The sequence below is a fragment of the Nocardioides litoris genome (assembly GCF_006346315.1).
Classification (GTDB): domain Bacteria; phylum Actinomycetota; class Actinomycetes; order Propionibacteriales; family Nocardioidaceae; genus Nocardioides; species Nocardioides litoris.
In genome coordinates this window covers 103,765-127,280 of the sequence record NZ_VDMR01000009.1, presented here as the reverse complement: position 1 = coordinate 127,280, position 23,516 = coordinate 103,765, and the positions used below count along the sequence as shown (strand labels likewise).

The window sequence follows — 23,516 nt, the reverse complement described above, 5'->3', positions numbered from 1 at the left end:
CTCCTCGACCACCGTGAGGTCGAGACCGGCCCGCTGCGGTTTCCGGGCTCAGGCGTCGGGGACGCGCGACAGCTCGGCGAGCCAGGCGGCGGGCGAGGCGTCGGACGGCATCCGCCAGTCGCCCCGGGGCGACATGGTGCCGCCGGGGGTGACCTTGGGGCCGTTGGGCAGCGCGGACCGCTTGAACTGCTGGGAGAAGAAGCGCCGCACGAACACCTCGAGCCACCGCTTGATCGTGGGCAGGTCGAACTCGCCGCGCCGGTCCTCGGGGAACTGCGCCGGCCACTCCCCCGCCTCGACGTCGTGCCAGGCGTGCCAGGCCAGGAAGGCGATCTTGCTGGGCCGGTAGCCGCGCCGCAGCACGTGGTAGAGCGTGAAGTCCTGCAGCGGGTAGGGGCCGGTGGAGTCCTCGGTGCGCTGCACCTCCGCGCCCGCGGTGGCCGGGATGAGCTCGGGGGTGATCTCCTGGTCGAGGATGTCCTGCAGCACGGCGTCGGTCTCGGCGTCGTACTGGTTGCTCTCGATGGTCCAGCGGATCAGGTGCTGGACGAGGGTCTTGGGGACGCCGCCGTTGACGTTGTAGTGCGACATCTGGTCGCCGACGCCGTAGGTGCACCAGCCGAGCGCGAGCTCGGACAGGTCACCGGTGCCCAGCACGAGGCCGCCGCGGTGGTTGGCGAGCCGGAAGAGGTAGTCGGTGCGCAGGCCGGCCTGGACGTTCTCGAAGGTGATGTCGTAGACCTCCTCGCCGGCGGCGTACGGGTGGCCCAGGTCGGTGAGCATCTGCCGCGCCGCAGCCGTGATGTCGAGGACCTCGAAGCTGACGCCGAGGCTCTCGCACAGGCGGGTGGCGTAGCCCTTGGTCTGCTCGCCGGTCGCGAACCCCGGCATGGTGAAGCCGAGGATGTCGGTGCGCGGGCGCCCCAGCCGGTCCATCGCCTTGGCCGCGACGACGAGCGCGTGGGTGGAGTCGAGGCCGCCGCTGACGCCGATGACGACCTTGGGCTGCCAGGTCGACGACGACATCGAGCGCAGCCGCTGCTCGAGCCCGGAGACCTGGATGTTGTAGGCCTCGTAGCAGTCCTGGGCCAGCCGCGCCGGGTCGTCGGGCACGAACGGGAAGCGCCGCACCGGGCGCCGCAGGCCGATGTCACCGCGCGGCGGGTCGAGGTCGAACGGCACGGTGCGGAACTCCAGGGACGACGCGCCCCTTCGGTTGTCGTCAAAGGTCCCCTGCCGCATCCGCTCCTGCCGGATCCGGTCGAGGTCGACGTCGACCACGGTGCGGCGCGGCCCGTCGGGGAACCGCTCGGTCTCGCCCAGCAGGTCACCGCACTCGTAGACCATCGTCTGGCCGTCCCACGACAGGTCGGTCGTCGACTCGCCCTGGCCGGCCGCGGCGTACACGTACGCCGCCTGGCAGCGCGCGCTCGCGCTCTTGATGAGCAGCCGCCGGTCCTCGGCGCGGGCGATGGTGATGGGGCTGCCGGAGAGGTTGAGCAGCAGGTGCGCGCCCGCCAGCGCGGCCTCGGCGCTCGGCGGCACCGGGACCCACATGTCCTCGCAGACCTCGACGTGGAAGGTCAGGTCGGGCAGGTCCGCGGCGGTGAACACCAGGTCGGGCCCGAACGGCGCGAGGTGCCGCCCGACGACGACCTCCTGGCCCGCGGTGTCGTCCCCCGGCGCGAACCAGCGGCGCTCGTAGAACTCCCGGTACGTCGGCAGGTAGGACTTCGGGGCGACGCCGAGCAGCCGCCCGCCCTGCACGACCAGGGCGCAGTTGAGCACCCGGTTGCCGTGCTTGAGGGGGGCGCCGACCACGATGACCGGGCGCAGGTCGGCGCTGGCCTCGACGATCGCCTCGACCGCGGCCACGACGGCCTCGAGCAGGGTGTCCTGCAGGAACAGGTCGTCCACGGCGTACCCGGTCAGGCCGAGCTCGGGGAACAGCGCGACCGCCACGCCCTCGTCGTGGCAGGCCCGCACCTGCTCCAGGGTCCGCTCGGCGTTGGTGGCCGGGTCGGCGATCGCGACCGGCAGGGTGCAGGCCGCGACCCGCGCGAACCCGTGGGCGTAGGCGGAGTAGAAGTCCACGCCGTCACTCTAGGGAGGCCCGGGCGCTGCCGACGCCCGCCCTGCGGGCGGTCGCTCGGCGTGGTCGGTCAGCGCAGCGCCCCACCGTGCCGGCCACCGGGTCGCCCGTGACCGCGAGGGACGTCGGCGTGCCGACGGCCTCCGTCGACACCTAACGCGGCGTGCCCTCGACCGGGTCGGCCTCGACCAGCGTCTCGCCCTCGACCTGACCGTGCGGGTGTACGCCGCAGCAGGGCGCGCTCGCACCCGGCCGCCCACGCGGTCCCGCTCGTCCGCGCCGCTACCCCACCTCTCACCCCTCCCACGCACGGGGACCGACCGGAGGGTGGCGCGACCTGCGATGAGATTGCGTGCGCCTCGCGGTCTGACCGCCATGACCACACCGACGGGCGCCGCCAGCGGCACCACCATCAGCCCCTGCCTCTGGTTCGACGACGACCTGGAGGAGGCCGCGCACTTCTACACCTCGATCTTCCCGCGGTCCTCGATCGGGCACCTGGCTCGCTACCCGGCCTCCGGCCCCGGCGAGCCCGGCGCGGTGATGGCCGGGGAGTTCACGCTCGACGGCACGACGTTCCGGGCCATCAACGGCGGCCCGGCGTTCACGTTCAGCGAGGCGATCAGCTTCTCCATCGCCTGCCGCGACCAGGCCGAGGTCGACTACTACTGGTACTCCCTCGCCGACGGGGGCCAGGAGTCGGCCTGCGGGTGGCTCCGTGACCGGTTCGGGGTCTCGTGGCAGGTCGTCCCGACCCGTCTCACCGAGCTCGTCTCGGACCCCGACCCGGCCCGCTCGGCGGCCGCCACCAGCGCCATGCTCGCCATGACCCGCATCGTCGTCGCCGAGCTCGAGGCCGCCGCCGACGCCGCCTCGCCGGCCCACGCCTGACCCACCACCCATCGACCACCGACCACCGACCACCGACCACCCACAGGAGCACCCGATGAGCACCCGCCTGAACCCCTACCTGCAGCGCAAGGACGGCGACGCCCGCGCCGCGATCGAGTTCTACGCCTCCGTCTTCGGCGGCCAGCCCACCATCATGACGTTCGCCGACGCCGGCGGGATGGGCATGCCCGAGGAGGAGCAGCACCTGCTGATGCACTCCGACCTCGTCGTCAACGACTCCGTCGCGATCATGGTCGCCGACGTGCCGAGCTCGATGACCCACGACCAGGGCAACCTGCACATCTCGCTGTCCGGCGACGAGGCCGACACCCTGCGGTCGTGGTTCGACGGCCTGGCCGAGGGCGGCACCGTCGACGTGCCGCTGGAGAAGGCGCCGTGGGGCGACCACTACGGCCAGGTCAAGGACAAGTTCGGCATCAACTGGATGTTCAACATCGCCGAGCCTGCCGCCGGCTGACCCCGGAGCCCGTACGGCGCCGCCCGGCCCTACGGTCGGGCCATGAAGTCGTGGCAGCGGGTGGCCCTGGCGATGTTCGCCGTGGGGTGGGGCGCCAACCAGTTCACGCCGATCCTCATCGCCTACCGCGAGGAGCTCGGCATGTCGGTGCAGACCCGCGCCTTCCTCTTCGGCGTGTACGCCGCCGGGCTGGTCCCCGCGCTGCTCGTCGGCGGCGCGGCGTCCGACCGGTGGGGCCGGCGCGCCGTCGTCCTGCCGTTCGTCGCGCTGTCACCGCTGGCGAGCGTGCTGCTGCTCGTCGAGCACGACTCGACCGCCGGCCTGGCGGCGGCCCGGCTGCTCGCGGGCGCCTGCTCCGGCGTGGTGTTCAGCGCGGCCACCGCGTGGGTGGCCGAGCTGTCCGAGGCCGAGGGCGACGCGGGCGCCGGACCCCGCCGCGCGGCCATCGCGCTGTCGGCGGGCTTCGGCGCCGGCCCGTTCGTCACCGGGCTGGTGGCCGAGTGGGCCCCGGCCCCGACCGAGGTGCCCTACGTGCCGCACGTCGTGCTCGGCGTCGTGTGCCTGCTGCTGGTGCCGCGGGTGCCGGGCCCCGCGCCCGTCCCCGCCGTACGGCGCCCGCTGCTGCGCGTGCCGGCGGTGACCCGCGGCCGGCGGTTCCTGACCGTGGTCGCGCCGTCGGCGCCGTGGGTGTTCGGCTGCGCGGCGATCTCCATCGCCTACCTGCCCGGCGAGGTCGGCGGGTCGACGTCGGGTGCGCTGGCCTTCGTGGGCGTGCTGTCGGGCGTGACCCTCGGGTCGGGCGTGCTCGTGCAGGGCCTGGCCCGCCGCCTCGACGACCGCCGCCCGCTGCTGGCCGGCGAGGTCGGTCTCGCGCTGGCGCTCCTCGGGGGCGGCATCGGGGTCGTCGGCCTGGTCACCGACGTGCGCTGGTGGCTCCTCGCCGCGGCCCCGCTGCTCGGCTGCGCCTACGGCTGCGTGCTCGTCTCCGGCCTGCGCGAGACCGAGCGGGTCGCCGCGCCCGACGAGCGCGGCGCGACCGTCGCGGTCTTCTACGCCCTGACCTACCTCGGCTTCGCCTTCCCCTACGCGCTCGGGGCCATCGGTGGCGACGTCGGGGCGCTCGTGGTGGCGCTGGCCGTCGCGGCCGTCTGCCTGGCGGTCGTGTCCGTCGCCGGGCGTCGACCCGTGGCTGCGCCGTGACCAGCGACACAGTGCCCGCCGCCGACCCGCGCACCTAGCCTGGGCTCGGTCCGTGGACCTCACCAGGAGGCTGCGAGACGACTGATCGGAGACCGTCGTGAGCAACCCGAGCACGCCCTCGTCGCCCGAGGAGACCGCGCCGTACGGCGCCGGCCCGGCCGCGACCCCGGCCGCCCCGCGCAAGCGGGTCCGCACCCACCACCTGCGGGAGCTGAAGGAGCGCGGGGAGAAGCTCTCCATGCTCACGGCCTACGACATGTACACCGCCCAGGTCTTCGACGAGGCCGGCGTCGACGTGTTCCTGGTCGGCGACTCCGCCGCCAACAACGTGCTGGGCTACGAGTCCACGATCCCGGTCACGGTCGACGAGCTGCTGCCGCTGGCGCGCGCGGTCGCCCGGGCCACCCGCCGCGCCCTCGTCGTGGCCGACCTGCCGTTCGGCAGCTACCAGGCCTCGCCGGAGCAGGCCTTCCACACCGCCGTGCGGTTCATGAAGGAGGCCGGTGCTCACGCGGTCAAGCTCGAGGGCGGCGACGAGGTCGCCCCGCAGGTCGAGAAGCTCACGACCAACGGCGTGCCCGTCATGGCCCACATCGGCTTCACGCCCCAGAGCGAGCACGCCCTCGGCGGCTACCGCGTGCAGGGCCGCGGCGACGCCGCCGACCGGGTGCTGCGCGACGCCCGCGCCATGCAGGACGCCGGCGCGTTCGCGATCGTGATGGAGATGGTGCCCGGCGACGTCGCCGCGCACGTCACCGCCGAGCTCGCGATCCCGACCATCGGCATCGGCGCCGGCCCCGGCTGCGACGGCCAGGTGCTGGTCTGGCAGGACGCCTTCGGCCTGCGCACCGGCAAGATGGCCCGCTTCGTCAAGCAGTACGCCGACCTGCACGCCGTCCTGCTCGACGCCGCCCGGGCGTTCGACGCCGACGTCAAGGGCGGCACGTTCCCGGGGTCCGAGCACACGTTCTGATTCATTGGTCCCGCGGACGGCGGCGGGCCCGAGGCTCGTCTGGTCGTGCCGGTGCGCTGGGCGCGCGGCGCCGACGGCGCCCAGCCAGGCTTGACCCTGCGGTCGGTCACGCCGTCGGCACCACGCACCTCGACGCGCCCCGACCCGACCGACGGCCCCGGGCGCCGACCACCGCCGCCGCGGGACCGACTACGCGGTCTCGAGGATCTTCGCGCTGAGGGTGACGCCCTTGCGGGGCGAGTAGCTGACGGTCTCGCCGACAGTGGCACCGATGATGGCGCGACCGAGGGCGCTGGTGGGGGTGATGGTCTCGAGGCCGGCGACGGCCTGCTCGACCGAGCCGATGGTGAAGGACTCGGGCCCGTCGCCGAAGTCGAGCGAGACGGTGTCGCCGACCGAGACGACGCCGTCGACGTGCTCGTGGCGCTGGGCCGCGGCGATCTCGAGCTCGAGCGCCGCGATGCGCTCCTCGAGGATGGCCTGGCGGATGCTGGCCTCCACGTTGGTGGCCCGGTCGACGACGTCGCCGACGGCCTCCGCACGGGTCTCGGCCAGGGCCTGGTCACGCTCGGCCCGGAGGGCGACGAGGCGGCCCTCGAGGACGGTGAGACGGTCGTTGCCTGCGGTGAGCGTCATCGGTGGTCCTTCGGTCTGACGGGCGGTGGGGAAGCGATCGACCGGAAGTGGCCGGGCAGGCGCAACCTTGCCAGCCACGGGGTTGTTCCCGCCTTCGCCTTTAGGGTGGTCGGATGCCCGACGAGCCCCCGCAGAAGGCCACCGAGACGCACGCCGAGAAGGCCCCGCCGACCGACGACCTCGTCACCACCCGGCACTCCCTGCGCCTGGGTCGGCGCACCCTCGACTACACCGCGACCACGGGCCGCGTCGTGCTGCGCGAGGAGGTGTGGGAGGACGGCACGTTCGTCGGCCACCAGCCCAAGGCCGAGGTCTCGATCACGTCGTACGTCGTCGACCGGCCCGACGGCGCGACGGGGGCCGACAGGCGACCGGTGACGTTCGCCTTCAACGGCGGCCCGGGCAGCTCGAGCGTCTGGCTGCACCTCGGGCTCCTCGGCCCGCGCCGGGTCGTGATGGGCGACGCGGGGGCGTTGCTGCCGCCGCCGTACGCGTTGGCCGACAACACCGAGACGCTGCTCGCCGAGAGCGACCTGGTGCTCATCGACCCGGTCTCCACCGGCTACTCCCGCGTCGTCGAGGGCAGCAAGGCCGAGCCGTTCCACGGCTACCAGGGCGACATCGACTCCATGGCCGAGCTGATCCGGCTCTGGACCACCCGGCACGAGCGGTGGCTCTCGCCCAAGCTGCTGCTCGGCGAGTCCTACGGCACCCTGCGCGCGGCTGCGCTCGCCGAGAAGCTGCAGACCCGCTACGGCATGTACGTCAACGGCCTGGTGCTGGTCTCCAGCGTCCTGGACCTGTCCTCGATCGACTTCGACCACCAGCGCAACGACCGCGCCCACGCGCTCTACCTGCCGACGTACGCCGCCATCGCGCAGCACCACGGGCTGCTGGGTCGCAAGACGCTGCGCCGGGCGATGGCCGACGCCGAGGAGTACGCCGCCCGCGACTACCGCTGGGTGCTCTCCCAGGGCGACCGGCTCACGGCCAAGGAGCGCGCGACCGCCGTGCGCACGCTCGCCTCGCTGACCGGCCTGTCCGAGGAGTACGTCGACCGGGCCGACCTGCGCATCGAGCACTGGCGGTTCTTCGGCGAGCTGCTGCGCGACCGGCGCCTGACGGTCGGCCGCATCGACGGCCGGTTCACCGGCCCCGCAGCCAGCGGCATCGCCGAGCACATGGACGCCGACCCGTCGATGGACGCCATCAGCGGGCCCTACTCCACCGCGCTCAACCACTACCTGCGCCACGAGCTCGGCTACCACAACGACCTGCCCTACGAGCAGATCAGCTCACGCGTGCACCCCTGGTCGTTCAAGGACTTCGAGGGCCGGCCCATCGACGTCAGCCCGCTCCTGGAGCGGGCGATGCGCACCAACCCGCACCTGAGGGTCCAGGTCGCCTACGGCTACTTCGACGGTGCGACGCCCCACCACGCCGCCGAGGACGTCATCGCCCACCTCCACCTGCCGCCGGAGCTGCGGGCCAACATCGAGCACGTCTACTACGAGGCCGGCCACATGATGTACGTCCACGAGCCCTCCCGGCTGCAGCAGAGCCAGGACCTCGCCGACTTCGTGCGGCGCTGCTCGCCCTCCTGACCCCCGACCGCCGACCCCTGACGAAGGTCATGGGCAGGTCGTGGTGGGCTAGGTTGAGCGCCGCGGCCGGCTCGGGCTGCCCGACCCGGAGGACCCATGCCCCGTCCCACTGCTGCCCTCGTGGCCCTGGCCACCCTCGTCGCGGGCGTCCTGCTCGCCGGGGTGTCCCCCGCCACCGCCGCCGGCCGACCCACGCCCGGTGCGTTCACGGGCTACGCCTTCGACGCCCGCTGCGCGCCCACCCAGCAGCAGATGGACGCGTGGCTGACCACCTCGCCGTTCTGGGGCGCCGGCATCTACATCGGCGGCTCGTCGATGGCCTGCGCGGCCGAGCAGCCCCACCTCGACGCCCGCTGGGTCGCCCGCCAGACCTCGGCCGGGTGGAAGCTGCTGCCGATCTGGGTCGGCCCCCAGGCGTCCTGCACCACCTACGCCGACCGCATCGACCCCGACCCCGCGTCGTCGTACGCCGCCGCGGGCCGCCAGGGCGCGGCCGAGGCCACCGCGGCCGTGGTGCGCGCCCGGGCGCTGGGCATCGCCGCCGGCAGCACCCTCTGGTACGACCTGGAGGACCACGACGTCGGGGCCGACGACTGCCGGCGCTCCGCGCTGCGGTTCCTGTCCGGCTGGACGATCCGCGTCCGGCAGCTCGGCTACCGCTCCGGCGTCTACTCCAACGTCGACGCCGCGATCCACTCCCTCGACTACGCCGACACCGTCTCGCGCGGGTCCTACGTCATGCCCGACCAGGTCTGGTTCGCCTGGGCCAACGGCCGCGCCGACGCCGTCGTCAAGCCCGGCAAGGTGCGCTCGACGAGCTGGCGCGGGCAGCGGATCCACCAGTACCAGCTCGACACGCGGGCGACGTACGGCGGCGTGACGCTGGCCATCGACCGCAGCTTCCTCGAGGTCGGCGGCGGCTCGGTGGCCCCGAAGGAGCGCAAGGCCTGCGGCGGGGTGCGCCTGGACCGCACCGACTACCCCGCCCTGCGGCCGGGCCGCAAGGGTGACGTCGTGCGGGTGGCGCAGTGCCTGCTCAAGCAGTCGAAGCGCTACCGCGGCCCGCTCGACGGGCGCTACGACAAGCCCGTCGTCACGGCGGTCAAGAAGCTCCAGCGCGCCCGCGGCACCAAGGCCACCGGCCGCCTCGACCGCCGCACCTGGACCGCACTGCTGGCCACGGGCTCCCGGCCGCTCCTGAAGGAGGGCTCGGTCGGACACGACGTGCGTCGCCTGCAGCGCACGCTCAACGTCGCCACCGCGGCCGACGTGCGCGTCGACGGCGTGCTGCGCGCCTCGACGACCCGCTGGGTCCGCACCTGGCAGCTCCGCACCGGCCAGCCCGCCACGGGCGTCGTCACCGGCGCCACCTGGGCTGCGCTCGCCCGGGGCCGCGTGGGGGGATGAGGTTGTCGGTGGCGCGGCGTACGGTGCCTGCCATGCGCCCCGCCCGTGCCGCCGTCGCCCTCGCCGCCGCCCTGGCCCTGCTCTCCCCCGCCGTGCCGGCGGGGGCCGCTCCCGAGCGGGGTGCCGACCGTGACCGCGCGTCCGAGCGGGCCGCCCGGCCCGCCCTGCAGGTCACCACGCGGGTGGCGGGCCTGAGCCACCCGTGGGACGTCCAGGAGCTGCCGAGCGGGTCGCTGCTGGTGACCGAGCGCCAGCCCGCGCGGCTGACGCTGAGCCGCCCCGACGGCGCCAAGCGCACCATCGCGTTCCCCACCGGTCGCATCTGGACCTCCGGCGAGACCGGCCTCATGGGCCTGGCCGTCGACCCGGCGTTCGGGCAGAACCGGCGCTTCTACACCTGCAGCGGGTGGCGCAAGGCGGGCGGCGGCCACGACGTCCGGGTCATCTCCTGGACCCTCGACGGGGCCGAGCGGCGCGCCACCCAGCGCCGCACGCTGCTGCGCGGCCTGCCCACCACCAGCGGCCGCCACGGGGGTTGCCGCCTCCTCATCGCCCGCGACGGCTCGCTGGTCGTCGGCACCGGGGACGCCGCCGTCGGCACCAACCCGCGCAACCTGCGCTCGCTCGGTGGCAAGACGCTGCGGCTCGACCGCTTCACCGGCAAGCCCTGGCGCACCAACCCGTTCCGCAAGGCCGCCAACCGCACCAAGCGCTACGTCACCACCTACGGCCACCGCAACGTCCAGGGCCTGGCCCAGCGCCGCGACGGCACCCTCTGGTCGGTCGAGCACGGCTCCTACCGCGACGACGAGGTCAACCTGCTCCGCCGCGGCGGCGACTACGGGTGGCAGCCCGTCCCGGGCTACGACGAGTCCGTCCCGATGACCGACCAGCGCCTGCCCGGCAAGCAGATCGCCGCCAAGTGGCGCTCCGGCCGGCCCACCATCGCCACCTCCGGCGCCACCTTCGTCTACGGCCGCCAGTGGGGCTCCTACGCCGGCGGCCTGTGGGTCGCGGCGCTCGGCGGCGAGCGGCTCGTGGTGATGAAGTTCGGCGGCAAGGGCGGTCTCCGGTCCACCACCCGCCCCGCCGAGCTCGACGGCGACTTCGGGCGCCTGCGCACCGTCACCCAGCGCCGCAACGGCGACGTGCTCGTCGCCACCGACGGCGCCGACGGCCAGGGGCGGATCCTGCTGGTGCGCCCGCGGGGCTGATGTCACTCCGTGGTCGGTGTGGGCGGCCGCGCGCGTAGTCGATCGGGTCTCCGCGTCAAGGACGCTCGCTGCGCTCGCGCCGGCTCCGCCGGCCGCTGCGCGGTCCTTGACCCGGAGCCTCGCCCGATCGACTGACGGCGCGCTCAACGGCACGGGCTCCGCCCGCGCCGCCGCTGGCGCGGCCGCCCCATCCGTCACACTGATGTCACTCCTGACGCCGATCTCCCACTTCTGGCGGGGAGTTACCGCCCAGGGGTGGGAGGTCCCCGCCAGAAGTGGTGCCGGCGGGTCACGCGTGACCTGTGGGGCGGGTGGCCGCGCCAGCGGCGGCGCGCCGGGCACGGGACACGAGGCGTCGCCGACAGCGCGCAGGACGGCGGGCCGCGCGAGGCTCGGGGTCAAGGACGGCCGGAGGCCGCCGCGCAGCGGCGCGAGCGCAGCGAGCGTCCTTGACGCCGAGACGCGGCCTGCCACGCGCGCGGCCACCCGACCCACCTCCGTCACCCACCACGCAGGATGGCTACGCCTCCCAGCCCAGCCACGCCCCGCCGGCGACGAGCACCACGAACCACAGCGCGATGGCGCCGACCGCCAGCACCGTGATGCCGCGCGGGCGGGTGGACCACCACCGACAGGCCACGACGAAGAACCCGAGCCACACCACCAGCAGCACCACCACCGCCCACCACGGCGCGATCGTGCCGCTGGCGGCGTACAGGAAGAAGGCGGCGGCCATCAGGATCATGCCGCCGAAGGGCCAGAAGTCGGTGGCCCGAGGGGGCTTGGCGACCCGCCGCCGCGAGAACGCGTTCAGCGCTGGACCCTCTCAGTCCTCGAGCTCGTCGTCGTTCCACTTCGGGTCGTGGTCCCAGGCCTCGCTCTTCTCGTGCGCGGTCTCGAGCGCGCGGGCGGCCTCGGCCTCGGTGGCGTAGGGACCGAGCCGGTCCTTGTTGGGGCAGCCGTCGCGGCCCTCCACCCGGCTGTGCTTGATGCAGTACCACCACTCCTGATCGGCCATGGGGGTCAAACTAGCCTCGTTCCCCGTGACCGCCATCGCCCCCGGAGAGGTGTCTCCGCGCCGTCCCGTCCCGCGCGGGGTCCCGCGTCCGGAGTACGTCGACCAGCCCGCCCCCGCGCCGTACGACGGCCCGACCGCGCAGTCCGCCGAGACCGTCGCGAGGATGCGGGCCGCCGGGCGGCTGGCCGCGCAGGCCCGCGAGCTCGTCGGCGCGGCCGTGCAGCCGGGCGTGACGACCGACGAGCTCGACCGGATCGGCCACGACTTCCTCTGCGACCACGGCGCCTACCCCTCGACGCTGGGCTACCGCGGCTTCCCGAAGTCGCTGTGCTCGAGCGTCAACGAGGTCGTGTGCCACGGCATCCCCGACAGCCGGGTCGTCGAGGACGGCGACATCGTCAACATCGACGTCACCGCGTTCCTCGACGGCGTGCACGGCGACACCAACGCCACCTTCCTGGCCGGCGAGGTCGATCCGGCCACCCGGCAGCTGGTCGACCACACCCGCGAGGCCCTCGACCGGGCGATCAAGGCCGTCAAGCCGGGTCGACGCATCAACGTCATCGGCCGGGTCATCGAGTCGTTCGCCAAGCGCCACGGGTACGGCGTGGTGCGGGAGTTCACCGGCCACGGCATCTCGACGGCGTTCCACTCCGGGCTGGTCGTGCCGCACTACGACTCCCCCGACCACGACGACCTCATCGAGGTCGGGATGACGTTCACCATCGAGCCGATGCTCAACCTCGGCACGGCCGAGATCGAGATGTGGGACGACGGCTGGACGGTCGTGACTGCCGACGGCCGGCCGAGCGCCCAGTTCGAGCACACGCTGGTCGTCACGCCCTCCGGGGCCGAGGTCCTGACCCACCCGGAGTGAGGTCGGTCTCCCACTAGGGTCGGGCGCATGAACGCGATGTTCGAGGGCTACTCCAGCACCGGACCGGCGTACGACGAGATGTTCGAGGGCGACGCGCTGCGCCCGCCCTACCAGCGGCTGCGCGAGACCCTGGCCACCCTCACCCAGCCCGAGCTGGTCACGCGGGTGGAGGCCCTGCAGGCGGGCTACCTCGACCAGGGCGTCACCTTCGACATCGGTGGCGAGGAGCGGGCGTTCCCGCTCGACATCCTGCCGCGGGTCATCGAGCAGGACACGTGGGCGACCCTCGACGCGGGCGTCCAGCAGCGGGTCAGGGCGCTCGAGCTCTTCCTGGCCGACGTGTACGACGCCGGGCGGGTCTTCGACGACGGGGTCATCCCCCGCCGCGTCATCACGACCTCGAGCCACTACCACCGCGCGGCGGCCGGGGTGCGGCCGGCCAACGGCGTGCGCGTGCACGTGAGCGGCATCGACCTCGTCCGGGACAACGCGGGCGAGTTCCGGGTGCTCGAGGACAACGTGCGGGTGCCCTCGGGGGTCTCCTACGTGATGACCAACCGCCGGGCGATCAGCTCTGCGCTGCCCGAGACGACCGCGGCCCACCGGATCCGGCCGGTGGCGGCGTACCCCCAGCGGCTGCTGGCCGCCCTGCGCGCCGCCGCTCCCGCGGGCGTGGCCGACCCGACGGTCGTGGTGCTGACGCCGGGGGTCTACAACGGCGCCTACTTCGAGCACGCGCTGCTGGCCCGCACCATGGGCGTCGAGCTGGTCGAGGGGCGCGACCTGGAGTGCCGCCGCGGCCGGGTGATGATGCGGACCACGCAGGGCCTGGCGCCGGTGCACGTGATCTACCGGCGCATCGACGACGACTTCCTCGACCCGGTGCACTTCAGGGCCGACTCGGTGCTCGGCTGCCCCGGCCTCATCGATGCCGCCCGGGCCGGCAACGTGACGCTGGCCAACGCGGTCGGCAACGGCGTGGCCGACGACAAGCTCGTCTACACCTACCTGCCCGACATCATCCGCTACTACCTGGCCGAGGAGCCCGTCATCCAGAACGTCGACACCTGGCGGGTCGGCGACGCCGACGCCCGCGAGGAGGTGCTCGACCGCCTCGACGAGCTGGTCCTCAAGCCGGTCGACGGGTCCGGTGGCAAGGGCATCGTCATCGGCCCGCGGGCCACCCGGGCCGAGCTCGACGAGCTCCGCGCCAAGGTGCTGGAGTCGCCCCGCGACTGGATCGCCCAGCCGGTGGTGCAGCTGTCCACGGTGCCGACGTTCGTCGAGGGCAGCCTGGGGCCGCGGCACGTCGACCTGCGGCCCTTCGCGGTCAACGACGGCTCGCGGGTGTGGGTGCTGCCCGGCGGCCTGACCCGGGTCGCGCTCGCCGAGGGCGAGCTCATCGTCAACTCCTCCCGCGGCGGCGGGTCCAAGGACACCTGGGTGCTCGCCGGCCCCGCCGTCAGCCCCGCCCGGCCCGACCCGGTCGCGCCGGAGCCGGAACCCGAGCCCGCGCCCCCTCCGCAGCCGGTGCCCGAGACGCGCGGGCCCGCCCTCGGCACCGTGCACGACGTGCGCCACGAGCAGGCCGAGCAGCAACAGCAGCAGGGCCCGTCTCCACGGTGGTCGAGGAGGGCCGACCAGGCCCGTCTCGAGACCACGGGACCGCAGCCGGCGCGTGGTCTCGAGACAGGCGCTGGCGCGCCTTCCTCGACCACCGTGGGGTCGAGCCACCATGGGGACCTGCCGTGCTGAGCCGAATCGCGGAGTCGATGTTCTGGATCGGTCGCTACGTCGAGCGCGCGGAGGACACCGCGCGCATCCTCGACGTCCAGACCTCGCTGCTGCTCGAGGACGCCACCCTCGACGTCGACGAGACCTGCCGCGGGCTGCTGTCGATCATGGGCGTCGAGGACGCTCCCGCCGGTGTCGACGTCGAGTTCGTGCTCCGCACCCTCGCCTTCGACCCGGCCTCGCCGGTCTCCATCGCCGCGGCCATCGGCGCCGCCCGCGAGAGCGCTCGCCGGGCCCGGGAGACGCTGTCGGTGCCGCTGTGGGAGGCCGTCAACACCACCCACCGCGACATCGTCTCCGGCCGGTTCGCCACCCGCCGGCCGCCGGGCGTCTTCCAGTGGGTCCGCGAGCGCGCCGCCCTGGTCAACGGCACCGCCGACGCGACCATGACCCGTGACGAGGGCTGGCAGTTCCTCATGCTGGGGCGCTGCATCGAGCGGGCCGACATGACCTCCCGCCTGGTGGCCACGGCAGCGGCCACCAGCGGCAGCACCGACCAGTGGACGGGCACGCTGCGCGCGTGCGGCGGCTACGAGGCGTTCCTGCGCACCTACCGCGGGCTCTCGACCGAGCGCGCGGCGGCGGAGTTCCTGCTGCTCGACCGGCTGTTCCCGCGCTCGGTGGTCTTCTCGCTCAACCGGGCCGAGCAGTGCCTGGACAACCTCGAGTCCTCCAGCCAGCGGGCCGGCTTCCAGAACGAGGCGCAGCGGCTGCTCGGCCGCACCCGCGCCGAGCTGGAGTACCGCTCGCTGACCGACGTGCTGGCCGACCTCCCGCTGGAGATGGAGCGCCTTCAGCGCACCTGCGCGCTGGCCACCGACGCGGTGACCCGACGGTTCTTCGCGGGGGCCGAGGCCCTCGCCTGGCACGGCATGGGAGGGGCGTGAGATGCAGCTGCGCATCGTCCACACCACCAGGTTCACCTACGACGGCCGCGCGGTCGCGTCCTACAACCAGGCGCGCCTGACCCCGGTGACCACGCCGGAGCAGATCGTCGTGCACAGCCGGGTCGAGGTGACCCCGAAGCCGTGGACCTCGGAGTACCGCGACTACTTCGGCACCGCGGTGACCGCCTTCGAGGTGCTCGACCCCCACGAGGTGATGACGGTCGCGGCCACCTCGACCGTGCAGACCCAGCGGCGCCCGGCCCCCGCCCCTGTCCTGTCCTGGGAGCAGGTCGCGGCCCGCGAGGTCAGCGACCGGTGGACCGAGTACCTCACGCTCTCCGACCTCGTCGCTCCCCCGGCCGACTTCGCCCAGCGGGCCAAGCAGGTCGCCGCCGACCACGAGCGGCCCGGCGAGGCCGCGCGCGACATGTGCCAGCTCGTGCACGACGAGGTCGACCACGTGCCCGGCAGCACGGAGGTCCGCGGCACCGCGGCGACGGCCTGGCAGCAGCGGGCGGGGGTCTGCCAGGACGTGGCCCACCTCGTCGTCGGCGGCCTGCGCACGGTCGGCATCCCGGCCCGCTACGTCTCCGGGTACGCCCACCCCGAGGTCGACCCGGTCGTCGGGGCCACCACGCACGGCGCGTCGCACGCCTGGGTCGAGTGGTGGGACGACGGGTGGCGGGCCTTCGACCCGTGCCACGACGTCGAGCCCGACGACCGCTACGTCACCATCGCCCAGGGGCGCGACCACGCCGACGTGCGGCCCATCAGCGGCATCTACTCCGGGGCCGCGACGTCGCGGCTCGAGGTGTCGGTCGAGCTGACCCGCCTCGCCTGACGTGGCCGGTTCGCACGCCCGTCGCCGCGCCGAGCCGGCCGGCGGCCACGGCCCGGCCCACGGCCACAGCCACGCCCACGGCGGACCTCCTCCGGAGGTGGAGGTCCGCGGCGGCCCGCGGCTCGTGCTCGTGGGGTCGCTCGTCGCGGTCCTGGTGGCGGTGCTGGCCGGGGTCGCGCTGCTGTGGCCCGACGGCGACCGGGTCGACGAGCTGGCCGAGCAGGTGCAGTTCGCCGCCCCCGGCGTGACCTTCCCCCAGGCCGAGGTCACCGCCCTCGGGGAGCCCTGCCCGGCCGGCACCGCCGCCGCGGGCTGCGGGCAGCTCGAGGTGCGGGTCACCCAGGGCGAGGACGCCGGGCAGACCCTCGCGGTCGGCGTACCCCCCGACGTGCTGGCCTCCGACCTCGCCGTCGGCGACACGGTCAAGCTGATCCGCACGCCGGCCGGCGACGGCCGGGCCGAGACGACCCTCAACTACTTCGGCATCGTCCGCGAGGCCCCGCTGGGCGTGATGCTGGCCGTCTTCGTCGTCGTGGTGCTCGCGGTGGCCCGCTTCCGCGGGCTGATGGCGCTGCTGGGGCTCGGGTTCGCCTCGGCGGTGCTGGCGTTCTTCCTGCTGCCCGCGCTGCTCGCGGGCGAGCCGCCGGTGCTGGTGGCGGCGGTGGGCGCGGTGGCGATCATGTACGTCGTCCTCTACACGACCCACGGGTTCTCGCTGCGCACGAGCGCGGCCCTGGCGGGCACGATCGCCGGCATCGGTGTGACGGCCCTCATCGGGTCGCTGGCCGTGGGGGCGACGCGGGTGACGGGGGTGGCCGACGAGGGCTCGCGCCAGCTCTCGACGTTCGCCCCGGACCTGTCGTTCTCCAACCTGTTCGCGGCGGCGGTGATCGTGGCCGGCCTCGGCGTGCTCAACGACGTCACCATCACCCAGGCCTCGGCGGTCTGGGAGCTGCGGGCCGCGTCCCCGGAGATGTCGCGGGTGACGGTGTTCGCCAGCGGGATGCGCATCGGCCGCGACCACATCGCCTCGACGATCTACACCATCGTCTTCGCCTACGCCGGCACGGCGCTCACCGTGCTGCTCGTGCTGCGGCTCTACCAGCTGCCCGGCAGCGACCTGCTCGCCACCGAGGAGATCACCCAGGAGGTCGTGCGGACGCTCGCGACCAGCATCGGCCTGGTGCTCGCCGTCCCGCTCACGACGTTGATCGCGGTGGCGACGCTGCCCCCGGCCACCGAGCCCGCGCCGTCCGACGGGTGAACACGGCCTGGCCCTGGTAGCGGTGCTCCCATGGTCCTCGGCACCGGCCCGACCCTGGTCGTCGCCGCCGTCGTGCGCGTCCCGGTGGGCACCGGACGGCTGGGGCGCTGGCCCGCTACGCTGCTCCTGCGAACGGGCCGGCCGGGCGACCGCGTGGAGGAGACTCCCCGAGGAAGGTCCGGGCTCCGCAGAGCAGGGTGGTGGGTAACACCCACCCGGGGTGACCCGCGGGACAGTGCCACAGAGAACAGACCGCCTCCCCCGTCGCGAGACGGGGGCGGCAAGGGTGAAACGGTGGAGCAAGAGACCACCAGCACGCCGGGTGACCGGCGTGGCTCGGCAAACCCCACCCGGAGCAAGACCAGACAGCGCACGACGGCTCCGGCCAGGAGGACTGCTCGTCCGAGTGCGCGGGTAGGTCGCTGGAGGCCGTCGGCAACGGCGGTCGTAGATGGATGGTCGCCCCACCGCCCGCGAGGGCGGAGGACAGAACCCGGCCTACAGGCCGGCCCGTTCGCACCTGGCCCGCTGGCCTGCCAGACGCAGTGGCGGGACCGCTCGCGGCACGGCTGTGGTGCCCCACGGCGCCGTGGTGCACGGAAACGCGTCGATCACGTGCTGATGGGTGCTGACGGCCTCCGCTTCGCACTTGCAGCGCGGCATGGTCGGGCGGAGCCCACGATCGCGGCATGGTCGGGCGGAGCCGATGCACGGCCCGGAGCAGCGCAAAGAGAGAGGGCGGGTGCGCGGGGACTCAGTCGTGCTCGACCCGGTAGCGCAGGACCACTGCCGGGGATCCGTCGAACTGGGTCACACCCATGAGGTGCAGGCCCGTCGTAGGCACACCATCGAAGACCTGGGTGCTACCCGCGACGATCTTGGGTCCGACCATGAGATGCAGCTCATCGACCAGGCCGTGCGCCAGGAGGTCGGACCACACGGTGCGGCTGCCGAAGATGACGGTGTCGCCGTCGGCCTCTCGTAGCTGCGAGACGGCTCGGTGGGCCTCGTCGCGCCGGATGATGGTGGTCTGAGCGCGCCACGGGCCGGTGTCATCGGCAGTGATCGAGTCCGAGACCACGGTGATCGGGAGGCCCTCGGCCATCCTGGCGGCGATGCGCCGCTCGGCTGCTGAGGCGTCCGGGTTGTCCGGCACCTGGGGCCAGTAGCTGACCATCTGTCGGTAGGTGGTGGCTCCGTACAGGACCTGTGCGGCGCCAGCGATCTGCTCGGCGTTGTGCTCGTTGAAGCTCTCGTCGAGCGGCATCACGGAGATGTCACCGCCGGCGCCCTCGGCATACCCGTCGACGCTGACGGCTGTTGCCACGATGACGCGACCCATGAAGCCTCCGAGGACGTTGGTTGGAACGGGGACGCACGCGATGGTGCGAGCACGCTACGAAGTTGCCTGCGGCCGGACGCCACCCGGGCGGGGGTGTTTGGGACTGCAGGTGCCGGGTGGTCAGGTGCCGGGTGGTCAGGTGCCGGGTGGTCAGGTGCCGGGTGGTCAGGTGCCCGTCAGGCCTCGACGAGAGTGATGGCGTTGCCGTCGGGATCGAGCACTCGGGTGACCGCGCTGACCACCTCACCCACGGCCACCTCGAGCTCGATACCGCGGCCGCCGACTGCCACCGCAGCTGCGGAGAGGTCATCGAACATCAGGGTCACCACACCGCCGCCGGCCCGGTCGGCGTCGACCACGACTTGCAGCACGCCGACACCGAGGTCCCTCTGAGCCAGCCCCGGCACGGGCGATGCAGCCGAAGGGGTGCCCAACAGCCGCTCGTAAGTGTCGCGCGGCGTCGAGGTCACTGACAGGAACCGCGGCCAGCACGGCCGTTACGGGCAAGGTGTCATCGTCCATGCCACATACAGACCTGAGCGACCCGTTCACATCATCGTCCATGCGGCGGCGCGTCGCCTTTGTGGGTTAGCGCCCTGGGGCCGCCAGTCGGGCTGCGCCCGCACGTCGGGATGGTCGGGCGCATCGACGAGGTGGCCGCGTCGGTGGTCGCGAGCCGCCCGGGGCAACCGACATGACCGCGAGGGGTGGAGCGCTGCCCTCGACAGTCACCAAGGGGGTCAGCTCGGGGAGGGTCCGGGGTCGGGGTCGGGGTCGGTCTCGCCGTCGCTGGGGGTGAAGGCGTCGATGATGGCGCGGGCCACGTGGACGTCTGGCACGCCGGCGCGTTGTGCGGCGTCTCGCAGCCAGGCGCGGGCGTGCTCGGCGGTGGTCTCTCGCGCCGCGACGAGGACGCTGACTGCCTGGTCGACGACTGCCTGGTCGCGCAGGAGCGCGGGCGTGGACATGGCAGCCTCGCGGGTGGAGAAGGGCAGGTCGGCGTTCGTGACCGCGCCGCCGGCCCAGGCGGCGAAGACGGCGGCGACGTCCTCGTGGTGGGTCTCGAACGCGTCGGGCTGCGCGGCGTACAGGTTGACGCTGCCGACGCTGGTCCCGTCCTCGATGATGGGGAGGGTCAGGCTGCAGGCGATGCCTCGGGCTGCCGTTGCGTGGGCGAAGGCACGCCACTCACCCTCGTCGAGGTGGTCGACGGCCTCGGTGGACCGGGTCGTCGCGGTCGTCGCCCCTGTCACGCAGGGCCCGCCGTCGAGGTACTGGACCGCGTCGATCTCGGCGATCTCCGCGGAGGTCGCCACCACGGTGAAGGTGAGGCCGTCACGCAGGGCGGTCAGGCTGACCCCCACCAGGCTGGGCACGACGTCCCGGACCCGGTCGGCCGAGGCGAGCAGCTCAGCCAGGAACTCCCCACCCCTGGACGCGAAGAGGGCGTGGGCGGCTACTCGGGTCTCAGGGAGGGGTTTCACTGTGCCTGCTGCTCCTGTGCCGGGGGCGGGGCAGCGGCAACCGCCTGCCGATCCGGGCTCGTCGTGGACTGGGGCCGGTCCGTGCGCCCGTCCGCTTTCTCGGTGGGGTGCGGGGCGGGCTCGGGTGCGTTGCGGGAGTGGCTCGAGAGCCATGGCGAGTGCGTGTTCATCGAACTCGGCCGAGGCGTCGAGGACAGTCAGGTAGGCACCGGTTCCCCGCCAGCCGCACGAACAGCTGACCGTGTAGATGGCGTGTCGTTGCTGGACGGTGGGTCGGTGCGTCTGAACGGGGACACGCTCGGCTCTCGCATGGAGGGGCAGCTGGGTTGCGACCATCGGCTGTAGCCGGGTTGCCGGCCCAGTTCGTCAGACCTGCGGACGCAAGACGGGTCACAGCGGAGTCTCGGTCGACGGGACCGATGCTGCGTGGACTCACCCTGCACAGGGCTGCCGGGCTCAAATGGCTTCGGTGGTGGCCGCGAGGCCGTGTCGCGAACCCCTCAGGATGGCAAGCGAGTGCCGTTCGACGCCCATCGTGCAACCTGCTGGGTGCACGTGCGCTTCGTGGGTCGAGACGCCTAGCACGAGCGGTGGGCGATCTCGGCGTCGCTGCGGCCGTTGGTGGAGATCGGGACCACCTCGTGCTCCCGGTTGTCGCGATCAAGAGATGGGCGTGGGCTGCAGACCCGGGTGCACTGGTCGGTCCGCGAGCGGTGGATCGGCGCGCTCGACTGGTCACGCGGACGCGCGGGTCCTGGCGCGGCCGGAGGGGTTGTCGGGGGGAGGGTCGCTCGGGTCGTCTGCCCCCGGGTTCGTCTCGGGTCCAGTCGGATCTGCACCGCCGCCCGGGGGCGGTTCGTGCCCGCTGGCGATGGGTCGCAACGGGGCGGGTGATCCCGGTGCCGGCGAGTCGACCAGCCTGACGCGGCCGCACGGACCGCGCAGCAACGTCGTGACGGCGCCGTCGGCGCGGAGGTTGTCGATCATGGACATGATCTGCCTTTCATCGAGCTGTGGGGCGTCGCACCGTGTCTCGATGAGGAGCCTCACCCTATGCGCTCCATGACCCAGATCACACATCCCGCTTCAACCCGCGCACCCACGTCGCACGGTGGAGACGGCCACTCGGACGTCGCGCTGCGCCCGCCCGTCGGCACGGTCGGGCTGGCCCCGCTTCCCGCGTGGTCTGGCGATGGCACGGAGTGGACAACGGCAGCGGGCGCCGCGCACTGGATGTTTCAGGATGCTGAAACTACGGTGGATGACATGCGCATCGTGGTGGTCGGTGGCGGGATCGGTGGACTGGTGCTTGCCCAAGGGCTCCGACGCCGTGGGGTCGAGGTGCGTGTGCTGGAGCGCGACACCGACCTGGCCCTCACGGGCGGGTACCGGCTGCACCTCGACCCCGGGGCCTGCGCCGTGCTGCGCCGCGAGCTGCCGGCAGAGCGGTGGGATGAGCTCGAGTCGGTCAGCGCGGGCGGTGGGTCGTTCACGGCGATGCACGTGACTGACCGGCGGTTGCGCCTGCTGGTCCGGGTGCCGGCCGAGGAAGGCGAGCACCGGCTCGTCGGGCGGCGACCTCTGCGGCTGGCCCTCGCCGGCGGCCTCGACGACGTGCTCGACCTCGGCGTCCGTGTCACGGGGTGGCGAGCCGCGGCCGGGGGCGAGGTCGGCAAGGGTGTCGGCGGTGGGGTCGTGGTGGTGACCGACCGGGGCGACCTCGACGGCGACCTGCTCGTCGCGGCCGACGGCGTCGGGTCCGTGGTGGCTCGTCAGGCGGCCGGGCGGGCGACCTCGGCGCCGATCGGGCTGGTCGGGCTTGCGGGCAGGGTCGACGGCCTGGCGCCCCACGACGAGGGTGCGCCGGCGTTCTTGACCCACGGACCGGCCCTGGCGATCGGCCCACGGGGCACCGGGATGTTCGTGACCCGGCACGACGTTGCGACGCCGCTGGAGGAGCCGGGTTGGGTGTGGGGGCTGGTGCTCGCCCGTCCGGTCGACCAGGACCCGCGCACCGTGCTGCCGGACGCGCTGCGCCAGATGGCCGGATGGTCGCCGTGGGCGCGCGGCATGGTCGCCTCCACCCCGGCCGATCGACTGGGCCACTACCGCTTCCACGCCGCCGACCCACACGGCGAGATGCTCGGGTGGACCCCCGGGCCGGTGGCAGTGCTCGGCGACGCGGTGCACGCGATGCCCCCGACCGGGGGACAGTCGGCGTCGACGGCCATCGCCGACGCGGGCGACCTGCTGGCGGCCCTCGACGACGTCCGCGCGGGACGACGCACGCTGGAGGCTGCACTGTCGCGCTACCAGGTGCTCCTCGAAGCTCGAGCCCGGCCCAGGGTCAGGGAGTCGCTGGGACCGGCACGGTGGGTGCAGCGCACGAGCGGACCGGTGGGCAGTGCCGGCGTGGTCGCCGCGGCCGCCCTCGTCCGCGGCATGCGGCTGTTGACCCGCCGCGGGGACGCAGCGTGAGCGGGCCTCCGGTGCTGTGGACCCTGGTCCAGACGGCCCACCTCGCGCGGCGCCGGTTGAGCGAGGTCATCGGGGAGGAGGGGATCACCGGACCGCAGTTCGGGGTGCTCGCCGCGCTGCTCGACGGCGACGACCTGTCCTCCTCCGACCTCGCACGCGCGCTGTTGGTGCGCCCGCAGAGCATGGCCGGGCTGGTCGACGGCCTGCGCGCCCGCGGCCTGGTCGTACGAGACGGCCCCGGTGGTCGAGGCCAGCGGACCGTCGTGACGCTGACCGACGAGGGCCGGGCAGTCGCCCGACGCGTGCGAGGCCGGCTGCACGACCTCGACGGGACGCACGTGACCGGGCTGGCGCCTGCACAGGTGGCCGAGCTGGCCGCCCTGCTGGCGCAGGTGCGCGACACCCTCGACGCGGACGCCCATGAGGACTGAGCGACCCGCCTGGGTCGGCACGCTGCTCGGCGTCACCCAGAACGTGGGCGTGCCCATCGCCTCGTACCTGGCCCTCGTCGCCCTCGGTGCGGCCCCGGTGTGGGCGCTCGCGGGGTCGGCCGCCGTGAGCGCAGCCCTGCTCGGGGTCGACCGGCTGCGCGGCGTCCCCCTGAATGCGCTGGGACTGCTGGTGCTGCTGCGGTTCGGGTTGTCGCTCGCCCTGGCCTGGCTGACCGGCGACGCGCGGCTGCTGCTGGTCAAGGACAGCGTCATCACCCTCGTCATCGCCGCGGTCGCCCTGGCCTCGCTCACCTGGTCACGACCGCTCATCGCCCGCATCCGGGCCGACCTGGCGCCCGACCGGGAGGCGTTCGAGGCGCGGCTGGCCAGCGACGACGGCCTGGCACGACTGCACCGACGGCTCACCCTGGCCTGGGCCGTCGGCCTGACCGCCGAAGCGTGCTCGTCGATCGCCGTGGCGCTGCTCGCTCCGATCACCCTCGCCGTGGTGGTCACCAACCTCACCGGACCGGTCGTCATCGTCGGCCTCGTCCTCTGGACCGAATGGTCCGCCCGCCGACCCGCCGCGTCCCACAGTCGCTGAA

At 73.5% G+C, this 23,516-nt stretch carries 22 protein-coding genes and 1 other RNA gene; 16 read left to right on the top strand and 7 right to left on the bottom strand.

The features are described from left to right. Window positions 1–48 precede the first annotated feature (48 nt). The gene (locus tag FJQ57_RS20310; RefSeq protein WP_139983882.1) at window positions 49–2,094 is read right to left on the bottom strand and encodes an NAD(+) synthase; all 2,046 of its coding nucleotides are present in this window, start codon (window positions 2,092–2,094) and stop codon (window positions 49–51) included. 373 nt (window positions 2,095–2,467) lie between these two features. Here FJQ57_RS20310 and FJQ57_RS20305 point away from each other — a divergent pair, with 373 nt between their 5' ends. The 4 genes from FJQ57_RS20305 to panB all read left to right on the top strand — a co-directional run bounded on the left by FJQ57_RS20305 (window position 2,468) and on the right by panB (window position 5,634). Further along, on the top strand, window positions 2,468–2,983 hold the full coding sequence (locus FJQ57_RS20305; RefSeq protein ID WP_139983880.1) for a VOC family protein: 516 nt from the start codon (window positions 2,468–2,470) through the stop codon (window positions 2,981–2,983). A gap of 55 nt (window positions 2,984–3,038) precedes the next feature. Further along, window positions 3,039–3,461, top strand: coding sequence for a VOC family protein (locus FJQ57_RS20300; protein ID WP_139983878.1), 423 nt, complete (start codon window positions 3,039–3,041; stop codon window positions 3,459–3,461). 42 nt (window positions 3,462–3,503) lie between these two features. Continuing rightward, on the top strand, window positions 3,504–4,661 hold the full coding sequence (locus FJQ57_RS20295; RefSeq protein WP_139983876.1) for an MFS transporter: 1,158 nt from the start codon (window positions 3,504–3,506) through the stop codon (window positions 4,659–4,661). Between the two features lie 97 nt (window positions 4,662–4,758). Next, a complete protein-coding gene (gene panB, locus FJQ57_RS20290) occupies window positions 4,759–5,634 on the top strand; it encodes a 3-methyl-2-oxobutanoate hydroxymethyltransferase (protein WP_139983875.1) in 876 nt (291 codons plus the stop codon). A 189-nt stretch (window positions 5,635–5,823) separates the two neighbouring features. On the opposite strand, the gene FJQ57_RS20285 is transcribed toward panB, so the two are convergent. Continuing rightward, window positions 5,824–6,270 (bottom strand): GreA/GreB family elongation factor, encoded by a 447-nt coding sequence (locus FJQ57_RS20285; protein ID WP_139983873.1) that lies wholly within the window; start codon window positions 6,268–6,270, stop codon window positions 5,824–5,826. Window positions 6,271–6,383: 113 nt separating this feature from the next. Between FJQ57_RS20285 and FJQ57_RS20280 the strand changes: the two genes are divergently transcribed. The 3 genes from FJQ57_RS20280 to FJQ57_RS20270 all read left to right on the top strand — a co-directional run bounded on the left by FJQ57_RS20280 (window position 6,384) and on the right by FJQ57_RS20270 (window position 10,495). Continuing rightward, window positions 6,384–7,874, top strand: a complete 1,491-nt coding sequence (locus FJQ57_RS20280; protein ID WP_139983871.1) for a S10 family peptidase — start codon at window positions 6,384–6,386, stop codon at window positions 7,872–7,874. A 96-nt stretch (window positions 7,875–7,970) separates the two neighbouring features. Further along, window positions 7,971–9,281 (top strand): glycoside hydrolase domain-containing protein, encoded by a 1,311-nt coding sequence (locus FJQ57_RS20275; protein ID WP_139983869.1) that lies wholly within the window; start codon window positions 7,971–7,973, stop codon window positions 9,279–9,281. Window positions 9,282–9,313: 32 nt separating this feature from the next. Further along, a complete protein-coding gene (locus FJQ57_RS20270; RefSeq protein ID WP_170219533.1) occupies window positions 9,314–10,495 on the top strand; it encodes a PQQ-dependent sugar dehydrogenase in 1,182 nt (393 codons plus the stop codon). A gap of 520 nt (window positions 10,496–11,015) precedes the next feature. Here the strand turns inward: FJQ57_RS20270 and FJQ57_RS20265 are convergent. Both FJQ57_RS20265 and FJQ57_RS20260 read right to left on the bottom strand, forming a co-directional pair. Further along, entirely contained in the window at window positions 11,016–11,240 is a 225-nt protein-coding gene (locus FJQ57_RS20265) for a hypothetical protein (protein WP_170219532.1), read from the bottom strand. A gap of 81 nt (window positions 11,241–11,321) precedes the next feature. Next, window positions 11,322–11,513: a hypothetical protein gene (locus FJQ57_RS20260; RefSeq protein ID WP_139983864.1), complete on the bottom strand. Its 192-nt coding sequence runs from the start codon at window positions 11,511–11,513 to the stop codon at window positions 11,322–11,324. A gap of 25 nt (window positions 11,514–11,538) precedes the next feature. Here FJQ57_RS20260 and map point away from each other — a divergent pair, with 25 nt between their 5' ends. The 6 genes from map to rnpB all read left to right on the top strand — a co-directional run bounded on the left by map (window position 11,539) and on the right by rnpB (window position 17,693). After that, window positions 11,539–12,390 carry a type I methionyl aminopeptidase gene (gene map, locus FJQ57_RS20255; protein WP_246081939.1) on the top strand — a complete coding sequence of 284 codons (852 nt, stop codon included), beginning with the start codon at window positions 11,539–11,541 and terminating at the stop codon, window positions 12,388–12,390. Window positions 12,391–12,417: 27 nt separating this feature from the next. Continuing rightward, window positions 12,418–14,145, top strand: coding sequence for a circularly permuted type 2 ATP-grasp protein (locus FJQ57_RS20250; protein WP_139983860.1), 1,728 nt, complete (start codon window positions 12,418–12,420; stop codon window positions 14,143–14,145). After that, window positions 14,139–15,071 (top strand): alpha-E domain-containing protein, encoded by a 933-nt coding sequence (locus FJQ57_RS20245; protein ID WP_139983858.1) that lies wholly within the window; start codon window positions 14,139–14,141, stop codon window positions 15,069–15,071. The genes FJQ57_RS20250 and FJQ57_RS20245 overlap by 7 nt, the downstream gene beginning before the upstream one ends. Before the next feature lies 1 nt (window position 15,072). Beyond that, window positions 15,073–15,912, top strand: a complete 840-nt coding sequence (locus tag FJQ57_RS20240; RefSeq protein ID WP_139983856.1) for a transglutaminase family protein — start codon at window positions 15,073–15,075, stop codon at window positions 15,910–15,912. A gap of 1 nt (window position 15,913) precedes the next feature. After that, entirely contained in the window at window positions 15,914–17,176 is a 1,263-nt protein-coding gene (locus tag FJQ57_RS20235) for a YibE/F family protein (protein ID WP_139983854.1), read from the top strand. A 133-nt stretch (window positions 17,177–17,309) separates the two neighbouring features. Next, window positions 17,310–17,693: RNase P RNA component class A (gene rnpB / locus FJQ57_RS20230), an RNA gene on the top strand. A gap of 237 nt (window positions 17,694–17,930) precedes the next feature. On the opposite strand, the gene FJQ57_RS20225 is transcribed toward rnpB, so the two are convergent. The 3 genes from FJQ57_RS20225 to FJQ57_RS20215 form a co-directional block, all read right to left on the bottom strand. Continuing rightward, window positions 17,931–18,518 (bottom strand): dihydrofolate reductase family protein, encoded by a 588-nt coding sequence (locus tag FJQ57_RS20225; RefSeq protein WP_139983852.1) that lies wholly within the window; start codon window positions 18,516–18,518, stop codon window positions 17,931–17,933. Window positions 18,519–18,694: 176 nt separating this feature from the next. After that, window positions 18,695–18,988, bottom strand: coding sequence for a VOC family protein (locus FJQ57_RS20220; RefSeq protein WP_139983850.1), 294 nt, complete (start codon window positions 18,986–18,988; stop codon window positions 18,695–18,697). Between the two features lie 270 nt (window positions 18,989–19,258). Then, window positions 19,259–20,002 carry an ANTAR domain-containing protein gene (locus FJQ57_RS20215; RefSeq protein ID WP_170219531.1) on the bottom strand — a complete coding sequence of 248 codons (744 nt, stop codon included), beginning with the start codon at window positions 20,000–20,002 and terminating at the stop codon, window positions 19,259–19,261. 1,266 nt (window positions 20,003–21,268) lie between these two features. Here FJQ57_RS20215 and FJQ57_RS20210 point away from each other — a divergent pair. From FJQ57_RS20210 to FJQ57_RS20200, 3 genes are read left to right on the top strand one after another with little or no spacing between them, the layout of a single operon-like run. After that, window positions 21,269–22,480, top strand: coding sequence for an FAD-dependent oxidoreductase (locus tag FJQ57_RS20210; protein ID WP_170219542.1), 1,212 nt, complete (start codon window positions 21,269–21,271; stop codon window positions 22,478–22,480). After that, complete coding sequence (locus FJQ57_RS20205) at window positions 22,477–22,911, top strand: MarR family winged helix-turn-helix transcriptional regulator (protein WP_170219530.1); 435 nt, start codon at window positions 22,477–22,479, stop codon at window positions 22,909–22,911. Before FJQ57_RS20210 ends, FJQ57_RS20205 begins: the two co-directional genes overlap by 4 nt. Then, window positions 22,901–23,515 carry a VC0807 family protein gene (locus FJQ57_RS20200; RefSeq protein ID WP_139983842.1) on the top strand — a complete coding sequence of 205 codons (615 nt, stop codon included), beginning with the start codon at window positions 22,901–22,903 and terminating at the stop codon, window positions 23,513–23,515. The genes FJQ57_RS20205 and FJQ57_RS20200 overlap by 11 nt, the downstream gene beginning before the upstream one ends. Window position 23,516 lies beyond the last annotated feature (1 nt).

Coding starts and splice junctions, on each gene's coding strand:
- FJQ57_RS20305 (WP_139983880.1), top strand. CDS start 2,468: ATGACCACACCGACGGGCGCCGCCAGCGGCACCACCATCAGCCCCTGC.
- FJQ57_RS20300 (WP_139983878.1), top strand. CDS start 3,039: ATGAGCACCCGCCTGAACCCCTACCTGCAGCGCAAGGACGGCGACGCC.
- FJQ57_RS20295 (WP_139983876.1), top strand. CDS start 3,504: ATGAAGTCGTGGCAGCGGGTGGCCCTGGCGATGTTCGCCGTGGGGTGG.
- FJQ57_RS20285 (WP_139983873.1), bottom strand. CDS start 6,270: ATGACGCTCACCGCAGGCAACGACCGTCTCACCGTCCTCGAGGGCCGC.
- FJQ57_RS20280 (WP_139983871.1), top strand. CDS start 6,384: ATGCCCGACGAGCCCCCGCAGAAGGCCACCGAGACGCACGCCGAGAAG.
- FJQ57_RS20275 (WP_139983869.1), top strand. CDS start 7,971: ATGCCCCGTCCCACTGCTGCCCTCGTGGCCCTGGCCACCCTCGTCGCG.
- FJQ57_RS20270 (WP_170219533.1), top strand. CDS start 9,314: ATGCGCCCCGCCCGTGCCGCCGTCGCCCTCGCCGCCGCCCTGGCCCTG.
- FJQ57_RS20265 (WP_170219532.1), bottom strand. CDS start 11,240: ATGATCCTGATGGCCGCCGCCTTCTTCCTGTACGCCGCCAGCGGCACG.
- FJQ57_RS20260 (WP_139983864.1), bottom strand. CDS start 11,513: ATGGCCGATCAGGAGTGGTGGTACTGCATCAAGCACAGCCGGGTGGAG.
- FJQ57_RS20250 (WP_139983860.1), top strand. CDS start 12,418: ATGAACGCGATGTTCGAGGGCTACTCCAGCACCGGACCGGCGTACGAC.
- FJQ57_RS20240 (WP_139983856.1), top strand. CDS start 15,073: ATGCAGCTGCGCATCGTCCACACCACCAGGTTCACCTACGACGGCCGC.
- FJQ57_RS20225 (WP_139983852.1), bottom strand. CDS start 18,518: ATGGGTCGCGTCATCGTGGCAACAGCCGTCAGCGTCGACGGGTATGCC.
- FJQ57_RS20210 (WP_170219542.1), top strand. CDS start 21,269: ATGCGCATCGTGGTGGTCGGTGGCGGGATCGGTGGACTGGTGCTTGCC.
- FJQ57_RS20200 (WP_139983842.1), top strand. CDS start 22,901: ATGAGGACTGAGCGACCCGCCTGGGTCGGCACGCTGCTCGGCGTCACC.